Source organism: Ohtaekwangia sp. (assembly GCF_036786105.1).
GTDB lineage: Bacteria > Bacteroidota > Bacteroidia > Cytophagales > Cyclobacteriaceae > Ohtaekwangia.
The window spans coordinates 69,353-83,468 of the sequence record NZ_DAIQRQ010000017.1; the positions used below are offsets into that span (position 1 = coordinate 69,353).

Annotated in this window: 13 protein-coding genes and 1 pseudogene; 7 read left to right on the forward strand and 7 right to left on the reverse strand. The window is 45.3% G+C overall.

From position 1 onward, the window contains the following. Window positions 1-38: 38 nt before the first annotated feature. Window positions 39-2,318 carry an NADP-dependent malic enzyme gene (locus tag V7Q33_RS10135; RefSeq protein ID WP_331983430.1) on the reverse strand — a complete coding sequence of 760 codons (2,280 nt, stop codon included), beginning with the start codon at window positions 2,316-2,318 and terminating at the stop codon, window positions 39-41. Window positions 2,319-2,480: 162 nt separating this feature from the next. Here V7Q33_RS10135 and rlmB point away from each other — a divergent pair, with 162 nt between their 5' ends. Next, window positions 2,481-3,218 (forward strand): 23S rRNA (guanosine(2251)-2'-O)-methyltransferase RlmB, encoded by a 738-nt coding sequence (rlmB, locus tag V7Q33_RS10140; protein ID WP_331983428.1) that lies wholly within the window; start codon window positions 2,481-2,483, stop codon window positions 3,216-3,218. 79 nt (window positions 3,219-3,297) lie between these two features. Here rlmB and rocD read toward each other — a convergent pair whose 3' ends face one another. Continuing rightward, complete coding sequence (gene rocD, locus V7Q33_RS10145; RefSeq protein ID WP_331983426.1) at window positions 3,298-4,536, reverse strand: ornithine--oxo-acid transaminase; 1,239 nt, start codon at window positions 4,534-4,536, stop codon at window positions 3,298-3,300. Window positions 4,537-4,622: 86 nt separating this feature from the next. Between rocD and V7Q33_RS10150 the strand changes: the two are divergent. Together V7Q33_RS10150 and rmuC are read left to right on the forward strand one after the other, a co-directional pair. Continuing rightward, window positions 4,623-4,834 (forward strand): annotated as a pseudogene (locus V7Q33_RS10150) (ORF6N domain-containing protein). A gap of 161 nt (window positions 4,835-4,995) precedes the next feature. Next, window positions 4,996-6,315, forward strand: coding sequence for a DNA recombination protein RmuC (rmuC, locus tag V7Q33_RS10155; protein ID WP_331983425.1), 1,320 nt, complete (start codon window positions 4,996-4,998; stop codon window positions 6,313-6,315). 61 nt (window positions 6,316-6,376) lie between these two features. Here the strand turns inward: rmuC and V7Q33_RS10160 are convergent, their stop codons facing one another. Then, entirely contained in the window at window positions 6,377-7,477 is a 1,101-nt protein-coding gene (locus tag V7Q33_RS10160; RefSeq protein WP_333819764.1) for a redoxin family protein, read from the reverse strand. Window positions 7,478-7,662: 185 nt separating this feature from the next. On the opposite strand from V7Q33_RS10160, the gene V7Q33_RS10165 reads away from it, so the two are divergent. After that, window positions 7,663-8,043, forward strand: coding sequence for a hypothetical protein (locus V7Q33_RS10165; RefSeq protein WP_331977071.1), 381 nt, complete (start codon window positions 7,663-7,665; stop codon window positions 8,041-8,043). A 196-nt stretch (window positions 8,044-8,239) separates the two neighbouring features. After that, window positions 8,240-9,817: a GAF domain-containing protein gene (locus V7Q33_RS10170; protein ID WP_331977069.1), complete on the forward strand. Its 1,578-nt coding sequence runs from the start codon at window positions 8,240-8,242 to the stop codon at window positions 9,815-9,817. 298 nt (window positions 9,818-10,115) lie between these two features. On the opposite strand, the gene V7Q33_RS10175 is transcribed toward V7Q33_RS10170, so the two are convergent. Further along, entirely contained in the window at window positions 10,116-11,111 is a 996-nt protein-coding gene (locus tag V7Q33_RS10175; protein WP_331977067.1) for a hypothetical protein, read from the reverse strand. Between the two features lie 77 nt (window positions 11,112-11,188). Next, window positions 11,189-11,509 (reverse strand): Rieske (2Fe-2S) protein, encoded by a 321-nt coding sequence (locus tag V7Q33_RS10180; RefSeq protein ID WP_333819765.1) that lies wholly within the window; start codon window positions 11,507-11,509, stop codon window positions 11,189-11,191. A 67-nt stretch (window positions 11,510-11,576) separates the two neighbouring features. Between V7Q33_RS10180 and V7Q33_RS10185 the strand changes: the two genes are divergently transcribed. Beyond that, on the forward strand, window positions 11,577-12,878 hold the full coding sequence (locus tag V7Q33_RS10185) for an amidohydrolase (protein WP_333819766.1): 1,302 nt from the start codon (window positions 11,577-11,579) through the stop codon (window positions 12,876-12,878). Window positions 12,879-13,113: 235 nt separating this feature from the next. On the opposite strand, the gene V7Q33_RS10190 is transcribed toward V7Q33_RS10185, so the two are convergent. Further along, complete coding sequence (locus V7Q33_RS10190) at window positions 13,114-13,374, reverse strand: hypothetical protein (RefSeq protein WP_331977060.1); 261 nt, start codon at window positions 13,372-13,374, stop codon at window positions 13,114-13,116. A gap of 165 nt (window positions 13,375-13,539) precedes the next feature. On the opposite strand from V7Q33_RS10190, the gene V7Q33_RS10195 reads away from it, so the two are divergent. After that, complete coding sequence (locus V7Q33_RS10195) at window positions 13,540-13,755, forward strand: helix-turn-helix domain-containing protein (RefSeq protein WP_331977058.1); 216 nt, start codon at window positions 13,540-13,542, stop codon at window positions 13,753-13,755. 101 nt (window positions 13,756-13,856) lie between these two features. On the opposite strand, the gene V7Q33_RS10200 is transcribed toward V7Q33_RS10195, so the two are convergent. Next, the coding region (locus tag V7Q33_RS10200; protein ID WP_333819767.1) for a hypothetical protein at window positions 13,857-14,116 on the reverse strand (260 nt) is incomplete at its 5' end.

Consider the following 14,116-nt stretch of genomic DNA (forward strand, 5'->3'; position numbering starts at 1 on the left):
GTTCAGCTCGCGCTAAACAGTATACTATATATTACCTCTTACAAATGATCATTTTGTTCGTGTAATTGCGCATCTACTACGGCAATGGCAGCCATGTTCACAATCTCGCGGATGGAACTTCCGAGTTGAAGTACGTGAACCGGTTTTTTCATACCTAACAGGATTGGGCCTATCGCCTCTGCGCCTCCAATCTCCATCAGTAATTTGTAGGCTATATTTCCGGCAGCAAGGTTCGGAAAGATCAGCGTGTTGGCACCTTCGCTTGCCAGCGTGCTGAATGGGAAAGTTTCCTGTTGCAGGGCCGTGTTCAGGGCTACGTTGGCCTGTATATCGCCTTCTACGATAAGCGATGGATTCTTTGCCTTCGCCAGGCGTACAGCTTCGCGTGTTTTATCGGGTATTTCTCCTTTTGAAGATCCAAAGTTAGAGTATGATAGCATGGCGATGCGTGGCTCCATGTCGAAGAATTTTACACCGCGTGCTGTAAGCTCGGTAATCTCGGCAAGCTCCTGTGCGTTTGGATCAACGTTCACCGTTGTGTCGGCAAAGAAAAATGTGCCGCGTTTGTTGGTAATGATATACATACCGGCTACACGATTTACGCCTTCGGCTGTACCAATAATCTGCAGTGACGGCAATATAGTTTTAGGATAATCTTTGGTAAGACCGCTCACTAACGCATCTGCGTCACCAAACTCCACCATCATGGCACCAAAGTAATTGCGTTCGCGCATCATGCGTACGCTGTCGAGATAAGTTAAGCCCTTGCGCTGGCGCTTCTTGTAAAGCACTTCTGCATAACGCTTCACCATATCATCGTCTTCGCGTGGATAATATATAGGGCAATCGTGCAGATCGAGGTTGTGCTCTTCAATCAATGCCAGTATCTCTTCACGGTTTCCGAGCAAGATTGGTTTCGCTATACCTTCATCTTTCAGAATCTGCGCAGCTTTCAAAATCTTGTGATGGTTCGCTTCAGAAAACACCACGCGCTTTGGATTCTTCTTGGCGCGATCGATGATGCGCGACATCAGCTTTTGATCTATACCAATGCGCTTCTGTAGTTCATGATGATACGCACCCCAATCGGTGATGGGATGTTTCGCTATACCTGAATCCATTGCGGCCTTTGCTACCGCAGGCGATACCGTTGTGATCAGGCGTGGATCAAGTGGCTTTGGAATTAAATACTCACGACCGAACTGTATTTTATCCGTACCATAAGCCTTCACCACCATATCGGGTACAGGTTCTTTGGCGAGGTTTGCCAATGCGTGAACAGCGGCAAGCTTCATGGCTTCATTTATCTCGGTGGCACGCACATCGAGTGCACCGCGGAATATATAGGGGAAACCAAGTACGTTGTTTACCTGGTTAGGATGATCAGAGCGACCAGTGGCGAGAATAGCATCTTCTCTGGTTTTGCGCGCCAGGTTATAATCGATTTCCGGGTTGGGGTTAGCCAATGCAAACACGATCGGATCTTTCGCCATGTTGTTGAGGTCATCCGGAGTAATGGCATCTGCCACCGAAAGACCTATAAATACATCAGCACCTTTCAATGCTTCCTGGAGCGTGCTGCACTGGGTGTCATTTACAAATTGCTTTTTGATAGCATCGAGTCCCGTACGGGATGTGTTCAACACACCTTTGCTATCGCACATGATGATGTTCTCTCTTTTGGCGCCGAGCGCTATATATAGTTTGGTGCAGCTTACGGCAGCAGCACCGGCACCATTCACCACGATCTTGATCTGATCGATCTTTTTCTCAACAATCTCCAGTGCATTGAGCAATGCTGCACAGGAGATGATGGCCGTTCCATGCTGATCATCGTGCATGATCGGAATGTTCATCTTCTCACGCAGCTCGGTTTCTATTTTGAAACACTCCGGGGCTTTAATGTCTTCCAGGTTTACACCACCAAATGTAGGCTCCAGCGATTTTACGATCTTGATAAATGCATCCGGATCTTTCTCATCGATCTCAATGTCGAACACATCTATACCGGCAAACTTTTTAAAGAGCACACCTTTACCTTCCATCACCGGTTTGGAAGCTTCTGGCCCTATATCTCCCAAGCCAAGCACAGCAGTACCGTTAGATATAACAGCAACCAGGTTGCCTTTGGATGTATACTTGTAAACGTCTTCTTTGTTGGCAGCAATTTCTTTGCAAGGCTCGGCTACTCCGGGCGAGTATGCCAGCGCCAGGTCAAGCTGTGAGCTTAATACTTTGGTTGGAACAACTTCAATCTTACCCGGCTGCCCGTGCATGTGATAATTCAGGGCATCCTGTTTTCTGATCTTAATCGACATAGTATGAAATTAGACGCCAAATATAATCAGCGAATGTTGAAAGAGAAGCTTCAATATTTTTTCAAAACTGGAATAGAATGTGGAATTTGCCGCGCGATTAAAGCTGCATGGAAACAGAATCCATGCATTATGCACACAACGGCCTAAATACTATAGCGTACGATGGAAAAATCTGATATGATTTACGGCACCCGCGCGGTGATGGAAGCAATTCTGGCAGGAAAACAAATTGAAAAGATTATGATTCAGTCGGGGCTTGCCAACGACCTGATCAAGGAACTTATCACTACAGCCAAAAAGAATCAAGTATCGTATGTGTTTGTACCCGCCGAGAAGCTGAAACGCATGTCATCCAAAAATCACCAGGGTGTTATATGCCTGCTCGCAGCAGTATCTTTTGCATCGTTGGATAATCTGATCGATCGTGCTTTCAGTGATGGTCGTGAGCCATTTTTTCTTTTGCTCGATCGTATAACAGACGTACGAAATTTTGGAGCGATTGCACGTACAGCCGAGTGTGCCGGCCTGGATGGTATTGTAATACCCGAGAAAGGAAGCGCGCCCATCACGAGCGATGCCATGAAAACCTCAGCCGGTGCGTTGAATCATATACCTGTTTGCCGCGAACGTGATTTCAAGAAGACCATGCAGCTTCTGCGCGACAGCGGTATACGTGTGGTGGCCTGCACAGAGAAAGCAAACAAAGATTTATACGAAGTAAATCTCTCCGGGCCAATCGCGTTGATCATGGGCTCTGAAGAAGATGGTATCAGTGATGTGTTACTGCGCGAAGCCGATGAGCTTGCCAAGATACCCATGAAAGGAAAGATCGGCTCGTTGAATGTTTCCGTGGCTGCCGGTGTAAGTATATATGAAGTGATACGACAACGGGGCAAATAGTAGTTTAAAACGTATAAAGTATATATAACAGAAAAGGCAGTGCTGAACACTGCCTTTTGTTTTTTATAGTGAGTGCTATTTACTTCCTGAAGTTCAGCACACAGCGCTCAATAATATCGCAGCACTCGTGTATCTGCTCCTCGGTAATTACCAACGGAGGTGCCAGGCGAATGATATTGCCGTGTGTAGGTTTGGCGAGCAAACCATGCTTCATAAACTCTACGCATAAGTTCCACGCTGTGCCGCTCTCCGGTGTATCGTTGATTACGATGGCGTTGAGTAATCCTTTGCCGCGCACAAGTGTGATTAGTGATGACTTCCTGATTAATGCCTGCATGCGCTCACGAAAAACTATACCAAGACGTTCTGCATTCTCTGCCAGCTTCTCGTCTTTGATTACCTGCAAGGCCTCTATACATACGGCTGCTGCCAGCGGATTGCCACCAAAGGTAGAACCATGCTCTCCGGGTTTGATAACAAGCATAATATCATCATCTGCCAGTACACAGGATACAGGCATCGTTCCACCTGAAAGTGCTTTGCCGAGTATCAGCAAATCTGCGCGCACATCTTCATGGTCAGATGCCAGCATCTTGCCCGTACGTGCTATACCGGTTTGTATCTCATCCATCATCAGCAACACATTGTGCTGACGACATAGTTTTTCAGCGGCCTTCAAATATCCTTCAGCCGGAACAAACACACCGGCTTCGCCTTGTATAGGTTCAATCCAGAGTGCGCACACATTCGGGTTTGCAAGTGCAGTAGCCAATGCCTCTACATTATCGTAATCAATAATTTCAAAGCCCGGCATAAAGGGACCGAAGCCCTTGCGCGAATCGGTATCGGTCGATGCCGAGATGATGGCAGTAGTGCGGCCATGAAAATTTTTCTTTGCAGCAACAATCACTGCCTGATTGTCGGGTATACCTTTTTTGGTGTAGCCCCACTTGCGTGCAAGCTTGATGGCTGTTTCGTTTGCTTCGGCACCGCTGTTCATGAACAGTGCTTTTTGATACCCGAAGGTTTCGCAGATATACTTCTCTGCAAGGCCAAGCTTGTCGTTATAGAAAGCGCGCGAAGTAAGCGTAAGCTCTTTGGCCTGGTTGATCATCGCGTTAATGATGCGCGGATGACAGTGCCCCTGGTTCACCGCGCTATACGCAGAAAGTGAATCGTAGTAGCGCTTTCCTTCTACATCCCAAACAAACACTCCTTCGCCTTTGCATAACACTACGGGAAGCGGGTGGTAATTATGTGCACCATATTTGTCTTCCAATAGAATTGCCTGCTGGCTGGAGTTAATTGTCTCGATCATAGATTTTCAGAATTATAGACTACAAATCTATCAAATAGGTGTGTGAAACCCTAAATGATTGTATTATCGCGAAAGTTATTTCCGTTATGAGTAACCCCGTTTTACAAACAGCAGAATTGATCTTCCGCAAAATCCATCTTGTTCGCGATCACAACGTATTACTGGATACCGATCTGGCTGAATTGTATGGAGTAGAAACAAAAGCTCAGAACAGGCTGTTAAAAGAAACAAAGACAGATTTCCGGATGATTTTATGTTTGAATTGTCAATAGATGAGTGGCATTCTTTAAGGTCATAATTTGTGATCTTAAAGAATGCCACTCTGAATATTTTACGAAGTTATCAAAGAGCTTCTTGAACCTGCTTCAAAAAATCATCGGCCTATAGGCTTCAAGATTAATCGCGGGAAAGAATGAACGTTATTGGCCCTCATTGGGGTTGTTAATATATTTACAGCGCATGGAAATTATTTTTTTAGCAGTTGGTATTGGCATCGGTGCAGGAGCAGCTTGGCTTGTTTTTAAATTCAAATCTTCTGCTGAAACACAATCGGCAGCGTCTTCTATATTGCTTGAACAGGAAAAGAACAAAGGGCTGCAAGCGCAATTGAGCGAGCTGAAGCACGAACTGGAGGTTGAGCGGCATAAAGTACTGGAATCAAACAACAGCCTCGCAGCTTCAGAAGCAGATTATCGCAACCTGCAGGAGAAGTTACAGGATCAGCGCAAAGAGCTTGAAACATTGAACGAGCGATTCACGCTGCAATTCAAGAATCTGGCGAACGATATTTTCGAAGAGAAGAGCCGCAAATTTACCGAGCAGAATAAATCGAACCTGTTCGATCTGCTCAAGCCACTCGGAGAAAAGATTATGGAGTTTGAAAAGAAAGTAGAAGATACTCACAAAGACAATATCTCCCGTAACTCAGCCCTGCGCGAGCAGCTTGAAAACCTGCAGAAGCTCAATGTGCAAATGACGCGCGAAGCCGAGAACCTGACGCGTGCTTTGCGTGGCGATACAAAAACGCAAGGTGCATGGGGTGAATTTATACTCGAAAGCATCCTTGAAAAATCCGGGCTGGAGCGCGATCGTGAATATTTTATACAAGAGTCGTTTACAACCGTAGAAGGAAGATTGCGCCCCGATGTGATTATACGATTGCCGGAGAGCAAGCACGTAATCATCGATTCGAAGGTGAGCTTAACAGCCTATAATAATTTTGTAAATGCAGAGTCGGAGGAAGAGAAGGTAGTATATCTGAAGAACCACCTTACTTCTATTCGGCAGCACATGAAATTGCTGGGTGATAAAAATTACCAGAAGAACATCAGCGATAGCAGCCTCGATTTTGTGATCATGTTTATTCCCATCGAGCCGGCTTATATACTGGCGATACAAAGCGAAAAAACTTTATATGAAGAAGCGCTTGAAAGACGCATTGTATTTGTAAGCCCTACGCTGCTGATACCTTCGCTGCAACTGATCAAGAACACGTGGAAGCAGGAATACCAGACACGCCACGTGCTGGATATAGCCAACAAAGCTGGCGACCTGTACGATAAATTTGTAGGCTTCTCCGAAGATCTTATAACGCTCGGCCGCCACCTCGAGTCTTCCAAGAAATTCTACGAAGAGTCGATGAAGAAATTATCAGTAGGAAGCGGAAACCTGGTGCGCAGAGTAGAAGACCTCAAGAAGCTCGGCGCACGCGCCAGCAAGAATATAGATGCTAACCTGTTGAAACGTTCCGAAGATCAGGGCGATCTTTTTGAAAAGTAATGAAACGATTTGCCACGAAGACCGGCATAGTATATTGCTGAGCTTCGTGGCAATTTGATGTTCAATAAATACGACCGATGTTGGCCACGATGATCTTCTTCAATTCCTGCGGATCGATCAATCCCTGTTTGCTGTAAATAATCTTTCCACCCGGAGCTATAAACAATGTATAAGGCAGCGAACCTTCCCACTTTTTATCCAATGCTTCTAAAAAAGCATACTTGTTGCCTTTGAAAATATAGTTTTTGGTTGATGCCTGTTTCTTCGTGAGGAAGTTCAGTGCATTGGGCTTGCGATTGATGTCATCCAGGCTAATGGTGATGAGTTCGAATTCGCGGTTGCGATACATCCGGTTCATGTTTACAAACTCGGGAAACTCGGTAACGCAAGGTCCGCACCACGTAGCCCACACGTTTATGAGTTTGTAATTTATACCATCGTTTTGAAGCAGTTGCTTAAGTTGCGGCAGGTCAATATCATTGAGAGAAATCGGTTCTTTGGCCCACTCTTCAGCCGCTTTGTTAGCATACTCGCGCTTGTCGGGCCACTTGATGGAACATCCAAATGTTTTTGTTTTCTCTACCGGCACGGGGTTACCTGCCAGCAGTGCATCCAAGGCATTGCGTGTATCGTGAGTCCTGGCTGTGCCGGGCTTTTCGCCATCGTCAATGCGGCCGGTATAGCGCAGTGCTCTTTTCTCATCGAATATAAATACATGGGGTGTTGCCTGCGGTCCGTACTTCATGGCAACGGCCGAAGTTTCACCATCATATAAATAGGGAAAATTATACTCTTTGTCTTTTGCACGAATCTTCATCTCCTCGAATGTATCGCTCAGATCGGTATAGCCAAGCTCATCCAGGCGTATGGCTTTCGGGTCGTTGGGCGATATAGCCACAACCCCTACACCGCGTGTGCTATAATCGGTTACTAACTGCTTGATGCGATCTTCATACGCCTGCGCCGTAGGGCAGTGGTTGCAGGTAAATATGACGACAAGTAATTTATACTGACTGAAATCTTTCAGGGTATACGTTTTCCCATCAGTGGCGGGCAGCGAAAAATCAGGGGCCGCAGCACCGATTGCCAGCGGAGTCGGGTCCGTAACAGCATACAGGATATGAGAAAAGAGCGCCAGAACAAGAAAAATAGCATACTTCATAGCAGAGGGGTTTTGGTGAGATACAGCTTTTAAAATTAACTAAAAGTCGTTTTTTGATGAATGACCGGCTGTCTCTTAAAAATTTACCGGTCGGGCATCCCATTTGATCGGTCATAACGACTCCCGGTCGATTCACTTATACTATGGGGTAATGATAACAAGTTAATATCTTTGCAATACTATTTATGCGAATCCTAATCACCCTGTTATTGATTGCGATAGCTTGCGCCACGCAGGCGCAGTCTTCAAAGCGAAAGCGAAAGAGAGAATCTTCTTCGCAGGCTACGGAGCAAAATTCGCCTACCACGCTGGAGCCTTACTATCCAAAAAAAGAGTATGGTCCCCGGAAATCGCGCAACAAAAAAAGGGGCGGAGGCCCCACATACGAATCGCAAGATGAATATGAGGCCCGCATGCGCGAAACAGTGAAAACGATTCGTAGAAACGAAAGGCTGATGATGAAGCCTCAGTATTCCAACCCGATGTATTTTGGGCATAAACGCCCGCCCAAGAAAAGGCCACCCAATAAAATGAAGTATTGCAAAGTGTGCGGCATTCGCCATTAAATCGGAAAATTCAATCAACACCACGCGATAGTAAGCAGCCTCCGAGCAATCGAAGGCTGTTTGCTTTTATATAGTGCACCATATATTGCAACCATGGCTGGCTATCATCATTACTTTTTATTGCTAATGTGGTGTGCTTTTTTTAATATCAACACTTGTAAGACTCTCTCTTGCATTTCTCTAATATCCATTTTGTATGAGTCAACTGATCCGTTTTTTTAAGAAAAACATCATTCACCTGGTGGTGGTTGTGATCCTGATTTTGATGTTGATCACCTCGATTTTTGCCTTTCGTAATCAGAGGATCATGAACGAAACAACGGCTCAGGTAAGTGAAGCAGAGCTGGCCTTGAGTAAATGCTCAGAGCTGATTCGCTGGCTTAACCTGATGGATCTGGGGGTGCGGGGGTATGCACTGGCTAAGACCGATCAACTGCTCGATCCTTTTAACATTGCCATGAAGGGAAGCCCTGCAGATATGGACACTATTCGCATGATCATGGAGAAGCAGAAATTTCCAACGGCGAATTTTGAAAAGTATATCACAGCAGTGCATGACTATGCTAATTTCTGCCGGCAGATGGTTGCATTGGCCAAAGCTGACAGCATGATGCAGTTTAAACAACTGATGGCAGAAGACAGAGGTTTTCAGGTATGGACAACCTACCTGGGTTTTGCTACCGATTTTGTGAATCACGAACGCGCCCTGAAGCAACAGGCAGAAGACCGCTATAAAGCTGCTGTGCGCAGCAACATCGTTATACAGATATTGTTGCTGGTGTTGGGTATACCTTGCCTGTATATAATTTTCTATCGCATTCGCGGGCAGGAGTCGTACCGGCAATCGCTCCTGCTAAACCTGGAGCAGAATAACCGGAAGCTCGTATTCGATCCGGGCACGCCTATCAATGAAGATGCACGTATTATATTGGATGCATCTATTGAAAATATTCGAAATGCTTCCAACTTCATTCGTAAAATTACTTCAGGCGATTTTGCTGTGACGTGGCCGGGATTAAATGAGCAAAATGCAAAACTGAATCACGATAATCTTTCGGCTACGCTTGTGAATATGCGCGACCAGATGAAGCGCATACAGGATGAGGACCGCAAGCGCATCTGGACAACGGAAGGACTTACGAAATTTACCGAGATTATCCGTCAGCATCAGGACGATGCCAACACACTGGCCGATCAGGCTACACGATTCCTGGTGCATTACCTCGGGGCGCAGCAAGCCGGTACATTTGTGCTGCAGGAAGATAGCGATGAAAATCAATACCTCGAGCTATCAGCCTGCTATGCCTTTGATAAAAAGAAATTTGTTGAAAAGCGAGTAGATATAGGGCAAGGCCTCATCGGCCAGGCTTTCCTGGAAGGTGCAACAATTGTAATGAAATCCGTGCCTCGTGGCTATACACAAATTACCTCCGGTCTTGGCGATGCAACGCCTTCATGTATACTTATTGTGCCCATGAAGTATAATGAAAAGATAGAAGGTGTGCTTGAGCTGGCAGGGTTTGCTGAGTGGCAGGACTATCAACAAAGCTTTGCCGAAAAAGCAACCGAGTATATGGCAGCTGCTATATCTACTGTTCGCTCTACACAAAAGATGCGCACCATGGTAGAACAAATGCGCACACAAACCCAGCAGCTCCACTCGCAGGAAGAAGAAATGCGCCAGAACATGGAAGAACTCGCAGCCACCAACGAAGAGATGCTGCGCAAGGAAGGGGAGTATATCAACAAGCTTCGAGCTGCAGGCATTGAATAAATAGCGGTGAGCTTCTGGCTGCAAGCTGCTAGACGCGGGCTGTTAATAATTGCAGGTTATCTGTTAGCTATATTGATCTGTGTTAATCAGTTTCCCGATAGCGATTGGCATGTGAGAGACGTTGGTATTTAATCTGTGTAGTTCTGTGAAATTTGTGAGAGATAAATTTGCTTTAAGTTTACTGACAAAAAAACATATCAACATGCGCTTGCTTGAATCATAGAAATCACAGCAAAAGCTTTTCTGTACAATTCTGTGAAATCTGTGGGAACAAAAAATGCATTTATTTCCCACAGAACTAATTCAATTTAAGCTCTGCTTTCAGGCCTTTGATGTGATTGATCAGTGCCTGCTCCCAGGTAATATCAGAATCCCACTTGGTGCCTAGAAATACATTGCCGGAATCGATGTGTTTGAAATATACTTTATACACCGGTGTATTAGAGGGTATATTTTTTAGCTGCTGCTGTGCCTCCGGATAAGTAACAGATACCAATGCGCTCTCCGATTTCGTCATGGGGTAACCGTATAGTTCTTTGATTGCTGCACCACGGGTATGCACAATACACAATACATACAACGATCCCTGCTTGCGCAATTCTTTCTCCGTTAATCCCGGTTCGGTAAGTTTATACTTCAGCGGATAATTCTCCTTGAAGATCGCTTCGAGCTTCTTATCCATTTCTTCATTGCCAAACTTGGGCACTGCCAATGGATCTACCTTCAGGTCTATTGCAAAAAATTCATTCCGCTTTCCCAATATAGGGTTTACGGTGAGACCTGTTTCGGGAACATCGTTGATGAGCAGGTTCAACTTCTTCTGCCCGGAGGTAGTACGGTATACATTCTTCAACAGTTCCGTGAGGATGGTATGGGAAGCGCTCCATGCATTCTGCTTCGGATCAACCACGTTATCTTTTCCGTTGAACGTTGTGATTACAATGCGATAGCCGCTTTCTTTCTTTTCCAGGAAAACAAGATTGGTGATCTCACGCTTCTCCAAAAAATCGGAGAACCCTCGCGTTACATCTTTGCCCGCCATCAGCATATCAAGTTCATGGTATGCAACGGCATCAATACCCGACCGCTGAAAATACTCCTGCATGGTGTTGAGATCTTTTTCGGTAAGGGTATAATCGTAGAACACTGCCGTGCGGGTACTTAATAATTTTTCGGGAAGTCCTCCCGCCAGGTTCAACTCGTCTATCCAGTTCTCTTCCCGAAAATAAGTTTGGGCAAACGATGTATGAAGACCTGTAACGAGCGCTATAAGAATGAGAAAGCGAACTTGCATAAATATGATTCAGTCGATTAGATATTCAGCCTCCTAAGGGGAAGCGGGTGAAGAACGAAAATAGGGATTAATCTATTTTAAATGCCAATAAAAAAACCGGAATCATCCGATTTTACAGGATACGTCTTCAAATCATGCGAAGACGAATCGCACGCTCTTCCACTCCTCAAATCGAATCGATAACCATGCCAGGGGCAGACAATCTCGCCCAGGTAATTTACATGCCCCTGGCTGAGCGACCCTCCGTTGTGTGTGCAGCTGTCTTGCACCGCCCGGAAATTACCTTCGTGTAATACCAGGCAAATGCGCTTACCGTGTATCACCAATAACTGAGGCTTGCCGCTTTGTATTCTGCCGCGTGCTTCTGTATCGCTGGCAAAGATTTTTATCCACTCCATGTATTGTCGTTGGTTGCGTAGTCGATAATCAATATATTGTCCGGATCTAAAGCCTTACCGTATGACTATGAGAAAAATTTTTTTCTGCCTCGCGCTTTCGTTTACTGCTATAACTATACATGCGCAGGTAAATCCAAAAGTACAAGCCAAACTTGATCAGCAGGCAAAAGAGATCGAGAGTAAAGTTATAGAATGGCGCAGACACCTTCATCAATATCCTGAATTATCAAACCGTGAAGTAAAGACAGCAGCCTATGTGGCCGATCACCTCAAGGCATTGGGCATTGAAGTGCAAACGGGTATAGCGCATACTGGTGTGGTGGGTTTACTCAAAACCGATAAACCCGGCCCCGTAATAGCACTGCGTGCCGATATGGATGCGCTGCCGGTAACAGAACGTAATAATCTTCCTTTTGCTTCGAAAGAGAAAGCCGTGTTCAACGGACAGGAAACCGGTGTGATGCACGCGTGTGGTCACGACTCGCACGTGGCTATATTGATGGGCGTGGCCGAGATACTTTCCAAAAATAAAAAAGACCTGAGAGGCACTATCAAATTTATATTTCAACCAGCAGAAGAAGGACCTCCGGCCGGTGAAGAAGGTGGTGCCGACCTGATGGTGCGCGAAGGCGTACTCGAAAATCCAAAAGTAGATGTGATATTCGGTATGCACATCCAGGGTATACGCAAGCTGGGGCAGATCGCCTATAAACCTGCGGGTATGATGGCGGCTTCCGATTGGTTTACCATTAAAGTATATGGCAAGCAATCGCATGGTTCTGCACCGTGGCTGGGTATAGATCCTATTGTAGCGTCTGCACAGATCATCAATGGTATACAAACCATTATCAGTCGCCAGACGGATCTTACAAAAGAGCCCGCGGTTATATCAGTTGGAACGATTCATAGCGGCATTCGTCAGAATATTATTCCCGAGTATACAGAGATGACGGGTACCATTCGCACATTCGATGCAACCATGCAGAAAGATATACACGAGCGCCTGAAGCGCACGGCTGCCAGTATAGCCGAAAGTGCAGGTGCACGTGCAGAAGTAGAGATCACGAAGATGACACCGGTTACGTATAACGATCCTGCATTGACAGAGAAGATGGTAGCAAGCCTGAACAAAGCTGCTGGCGAACAGAATGTAGCGCGTATACCAGCCGTTACCGGGGCAGAAGATTTTGCCTACTATCAACAGAAGGTACCAGGATTCTTTTTCTTTGTAGGGGCTTGCCCTCCGGAGATTCCCGTAGAGAAAGCAGCATCGCACCATACACCCGATTTTATGATGGACGACCGCGGTATGCTTACCGGACTCAAAGCTATGCTCGATGTTACGGTAGACTATATGTATATGAAGTAGGAGCTATATAGCCTCACCCTAAGTCCCTCTCCGGAGGAGAGGGTTTTGGATGAGGCCAATTTTTCTCCTCACATCATTTTTTAGAAGTCTTGTCAAGAGCGGTTAACCAGGGAAACAGACTATACTTAATGAAGTGATCCAGCTTTTAATCTATATTTTAGCCTCACCCTAAATCCCTCTCCGGAGGAGAGGGACTTTAAAGCCCTTCTCCTTTGGAGAAGGGTTTTGGATGAGGCTAATTTTTCTCCTCACATTCAGTATACCAGCCTTTAGTCTCGCAGTCAATTTTATCGAGCAGGATAAAGAGATTTGACAGATCATCCAGGTAAAGATGAAAGTCTGGTGGAAGAAAGTCGTGCTGATGAGAGAGGTATTCTATAAACAACGTTCGTACTGTACGATTAAGTCGTTCCGGTGGCGTTCGTTTCAAAAATAATTTGAATGCGTTTTCGATTCGGGGAGGGAGATGGGATTCTTCGGCTAATTTATCCAACATACTATAATCATTAACAAATAACTCATTTGTCACGTCTCCAACTGAATGCGAGACGGTTGTATTACTAACGAAACAAAGATATAGATAAGGAAACGGTTTGTCAGCATATATGATGACATCTTTTTTAGGCAATTCTCACAATTTTCCTTCTCATAAAGGCTCAGGTTGAAAAAGGAAGAATTAGCGGTAAGAATAGGCGCCCGAATTGTTATGCTGCGGGAAAAAAAAGGCTGGACACAGTCTGACTTGGCTCGTGCCATGATGAAAGATCGTCAGAGTATTGACAGATTGGAAAAGGGTAATACTACACCAACTATATATACACTTTACAGTGTGGCTACAGTTTTGGAGATTCCTCTTTCTGAATTAGTAAAGATTTGAATAACCAGTAACGATTAACGGATAACATCTGATAGCTCATAGCTCAAGGCTCGTAGCTATTTATCAACTGCAAATGCCCAGCAACTTGCAGCCAGCTGCAGCTACAATGCATTGTTGATCTTCTTCAGCTGCCGGATGCTCTGCTCGAGTGTTTCCGGACGGCCATCGAGTTCAAGGGTGATCATTACCTTGCTTCGGGTGCTGTTTGGTTTTCGTATGAGAATAGACGGCTCTTTATATTTAATTGAATTTACATACAGGCTGAAGAAGTTGTAATTCAAAACTTCACTGATAATTTTCAGAAGATCGGTCTTGATCTCCTCTCTTTTAAAAATAGAATAGACATTGCGTGGGCTGGTAT

Excerpts from the sequence above, each read along its gene's own strand:
- V7Q33_RS10135 (WP_331983430.1), bottom strand. The coding sequence starts at position 2,318 with ATGTCGATTAAGATCAGAAAACAGGATGCCCTGAATTATCACATGCAC.
- rlmB (WP_331983428.1), top strand. The coding sequence starts at position 2,481 with ATGGAAAAATCTGATATGATTTACGGCACCCGCGCGGTGATGGAAGCA.
- rocD (WP_331983426.1), bottom strand. The coding sequence starts at position 4,536 with ATGATCGAGACAATTAACTCCAGCCAGCAGGCAATTCTATTGGAAGAC.
- rmuC (WP_331983425.1), top strand. The coding sequence starts at position 4,996 with ATGGAAATTATTTTTTTAGCAGTTGGTATTGGCATCGGTGCAGGAGCA.
- V7Q33_RS10160 (WP_333819764.1), bottom strand. The coding sequence starts at position 7,477 with ATGAAGTATGCTATTTTTCTTGTTCTGGCGCTCTTTTCTCATATCCTG.
- V7Q33_RS10165 (WP_331977071.1), top strand. The coding sequence starts at position 7,663 with ATGCGAATCCTAATCACCCTGTTATTGATTGCGATAGCTTGCGCCACG.
- V7Q33_RS10170 (WP_331977069.1), top strand. The coding sequence starts at position 8,240 with ATGAGTCAACTGATCCGTTTTTTTAAGAAAAACATCATTCACCTGGTG.
- V7Q33_RS10175 (WP_331977067.1), bottom strand. The coding sequence starts at position 11,111 with ATGCAAGTTCGCTTTCTCATTCTTATAGCGCTCGTTACAGGTCTTCAT.
- V7Q33_RS10180 (WP_333819765.1), bottom strand. The coding sequence starts at position 11,509 with ATGGAGTGGATAAAAATCTTTGCCAGCGATACAGAAGCACGCGGCAGA.
- V7Q33_RS10185 (WP_333819766.1), top strand. The coding sequence starts at position 11,577 with ATGAGAAAAATTTTTTTCTGCCTCGCGCTTTCGTTTACTGCTATAACT.
- V7Q33_RS10190 (WP_331977060.1), bottom strand. The coding sequence starts at position 13,374 with ATGTTGGATAAATTAGCCGAAGAATCCCATCTCCCTCCCCGAATCGAA.